Below are 3,328 nucleotides of genomic sequence, written 5' to 3' on the forward strand. Positions count from 1 at the left end.
AAATGGGATATCCCGCAGCGTGTCAAAATTGATGATCCGAACTTCGGATGGCAGAGGCGCAGCACAAAGGGGTTGGATGTTCATGACCTCCCGGGAACACACCTTGGCATTCTGCGTGAACCCCACGTAAAGAAACTGGGGGCACTGATGGAAACAAGTATCACAGCAGCATTAAAGACGTATGGAGCGTCCTAATGCAGGCTCGCGACACAAACCACAAACGCCCCCTCATCGTGATTGGCGTGATGACAAAGCAAGCCAGTCCCCAGCTTGAACGCTTGCTGAGCAGTTTAGCAAAGCTGACGATGCCAATGCATCATGATCTCTGCCTCATCATAGTTCAAAATCAGCGTGACATTACGTTGGCACAAACAGTTGAGGCTGCGAATTTTACGTTTCCCGTTGCGGTTATTGCAGAACCGGTTGAGGGCGTTGCATCTGCGCGCAACCGACTATTGGCTGAAGCCGACGTCCTTGGCGCAAACCTATTTCTGGGCGTGAACGATGACCAAGCCGTTTGTGAAGATTGGGGCATTGCGTTTGAGAAAGCTGCGAAACAATTGCCGAATTGCGACGCATTCATGGGGTGGGTTGAGCACGAATTTGAAGGCGTGCGATCCGCGTGGATGAGCCCGCCCGATGTGGGCCGCGAAGGTTTTGGTGAACGCAGGGCAGTACTCACCATGGACAATTATGCCTTGAGACGCTCTGTATTTTCCAAATCCGCCGGCCTAGGCATGCGGTTTGACACTCAGTTCAACGGGACAGGCAAAGAAGAATTAGAATTTTTCATACGCTTCGAACGTGCCCTAAAGCTTAAATGCGGAAAAGTTCCCCAAGCGCTTTCACTACAGTTGATACGCGAGGGCCAAGCAACATTGCGTGCGATGCTCGCGCACAAATGGCGCGACTGCATTGTGCATTACCAATTCCTCATCGACGTCATTCCAACCAACAAAAGAAAATCAGAAATAGACGCCTACCGGATCGTTTGGGGCCTCGCCCTTTTGGCGTTTGGTCGGGCAGTCATGCAATTGTTAGGCGCAGTCAAAGGATCGGGGGGCTTTTCGCACCACCTAAAGCAAAACCTCGGGCGCGCGCTTTGTGAGTTCTTAGGTTTTGTGGCGTTTTTTGGTGTCACCGTTCAAAACGCAATTGGTCGGAAATAACCCCACCGCACTGTAGGAATACACCAAGGACAAATACGAAAAATGGCACGTACCAACCTGCACGCTGGCACGCCCCAAGATAGTTTCTACACCCGCTTCAAAACACGCAAGCGGCTGTCCCATTCACCACGGTCAACATAGCACCCCCGAAGGTGGCGAAAGCCTGTCGACGGATCAAAAGCCTCGCGGCCATGCATAACGCGACGGTTGTCAAAAACCACCATTTCGCCGCCAGACAAGCGAAAAGCGATGCCATAAGCGGGATCGCGGGTCATTTGCATGAATTTGCGGTACGCACGGTAAAACGCGGTCATCGTGCTTGGATCAAGGTCCAGAATATCCGCAAGATGCGCGTTAAAACAAACTTCGCGAACTTCACCTTTGGCTCCGAGCTCTATCACACGCTTGCGCGAACGGATGTCCGTTTCATTGTCATGAAACCGAAACGGAACTGATACAGTCGACAGTATCTCAAATGCCTCCGGATCAGCTGCCCGCAAATCCTCAGCAACCGCAGCGCCATCACAAAATGTGGACCCGCCGCCTTGGGCCTCGTTAGCAATGCAGTGCAGGAACTGGTAGCCCGGAGGCGCATCTTGATTTGTCAGATCAGTGTGCAAAGGCAGCGCATCAGATGTGTAGGCAAGGTTAATCGGGTCAGGCTTGGACATGACCTCAAAAGTCACGCCAAAATTGGTCTCGCGCAGATGCCCGATGCGGCGCGCAACTGTTTCGCCTGCCTCTGGATCATCAGCCAAACCCGTCACAATCGACAGGCCATATCTTTTTGTCTGCTCAAGCCACTCAGCAAGGGCATCATTTGACGACATAAGTGTGCTGGCATCTTTGCGCGGCACACCGTGGTCGCCAAGCTCGGCGCGCCAAGGAACAGGTGCAATATCCGCGGGATCATAGCGTACTTGTCCGGGCCGATGCGCTTTGACCCAATCAAGATCAAATCGACTTGGCGCCGCCCCTGACGTCCACGTCAGGATCAAGGCATCAGCAGTGATTTCAGCCTCATGCGGCGCGAGGTCAAGCGGCACGCTGGTAAGGTCAAAGTCACGCTCCCCTGTTTTGGCGTGAAAGCCGGAAGGATCGCTGTCACGCAGCCAAATATACGGAAACTGGCCGACGGTGCCGTCAGGCCAAGATATCTCAAGGCTCTCAGCCCCAGATGTAAGGTTCGGTGTCATAGGTATCTCCGATGAGAGTGTGATGTCAGAAAACTGAAAATAGACGCTCACCTAACAGGGGGGCGGCCACCACTCCTGAGCCTTACCGTGCGGGTGGCCCAGACATCTTCCCAACACAGCGCACATGGTTCCTCCCGAAATGCTACCACTCGACTAGAGCACGAACAGCGATACGATCAAAGAGATTCTTGAATGGCTACTCTAGCGAAGCTGGCGCAAAAACAGATGTGTACTTGATCAGTGAGTAATACCAAGTTTTTCCAAAACGGACGGCACCGCTTTTTTCATCGCGAAAAATCCTTTGGTTGCGTGAGGCCAAGCGATTGTATCGAACGAGCGGCGCACTTGAATAAGGTTAATCCCCGCTGCTGTCAGATCGGGATGTGCTTCTGCAAGTGCGGTCGCGGTCGGCCCGATGGGCGCATACCCTGTAACCACCGTTTTTGTTTGGTACCGTTCACAAGCCTCAATGATTTCGTTTGCCCATGCGTTTTGATTGATGACCACAGTGCCACCACAGGCGTCCTGCATCGCGCCTGACGCAAAGCGTTGAGCTAACTCTGCTACAGGCAAGGGTGATCCGCCTGTCGTTGCCAGCGCCCCTATCGTTGCCACAGGCGCATGAGGCAGCGCGTCTACAATCTGCATATCATCTTCTGTGACCACCAGCAGAAACTCATTCGGCACATCTGCTGGCGCCGCCGCATCCGGAAGCCTTTTGCGCAAATGATCGCTCGCATCGTCAATCGGCGTGACATTCGTAGTTATCTGGTGGGTCGGACAAAACCGCCCGTTGGTAAATTTGGAAATATTTGAAACACGCGCGATGTAGGGCCGCCCCTTAGTTTGAATGCCCGCAACCCAACGCCAGGCCAACGTGTTCGATGCGGGATCGCCGTCTATCAAATGCCGCAGAAAGAAATCTGCGCCCAACTCCCAAGGCAGGCGCAAAGTGAAAATCCA

4 protein-coding genes are annotated in these 3,328 nt (G+C 53.4%); 2 read left to right on the top strand and 2 right to left on the bottom strand.

What is annotated here, in order from left to right:
* Window positions 1-195: hypothetical protein (locus tag ABF287_RS14090; protein ID WP_347185633.1), on the top strand; the 195-nt coding region annotated here is incomplete at its 5' end.
* Window positions 195-1,169 (top strand): hypothetical protein, encoded by a 975-nt coding sequence (locus ABF287_RS14095; RefSeq protein WP_347185634.1) that lies wholly within the window; start codon window positions 195-197, stop codon window positions 1,167-1,169. The genes ABF287_RS14090 and ABF287_RS14095, both read left to right, overlap by 1 nt.
* Window positions 1,170-1,255: 86 nt before the next feature.
* On the opposite strand, the gene ABF287_RS14100 is transcribed toward ABF287_RS14095, so the two are convergent.
* Window positions 1,256-2,365, bottom strand: coding sequence for a TauD/TfdA family dioxygenase (locus tag ABF287_RS14100; RefSeq protein ID WP_341247467.1), 1,110 nt, complete (start codon window positions 2,363-2,365; stop codon window positions 1,256-1,258).
* Window positions 2,366-2,602: 237 nt separating this feature from the next.
* Window positions 2,603-3,328 (bottom strand): FAD-binding domain-containing protein (locus tag ABF287_RS14105; protein ID WP_347185635.1); only part of this gene is annotated, 726 nt, incomplete at its 5' end.

This window comes from Pacificibacter sp., assembly GCF_039769035.1.
GTDB lineage: Bacteria > Pseudomonadota > Alphaproteobacteria > Rhodobacterales > Rhodobacteraceae > Celeribacter.

Coding starts and splice junctions, on each gene's coding strand:
- ABF287_RS14100 (WP_341247467.1), bottom strand. CDS start 2,365: ATGACACCGAACCTTACATCTGGGGCTGAGAGCCTTGAGATATCTTGG.
- ABF287_RS14095 (WP_347185634.1), top strand. CDS start 195: ATGCAGGCTCGCGACACAAACCACAAACGCCCCCTCATCGTGATTGGC.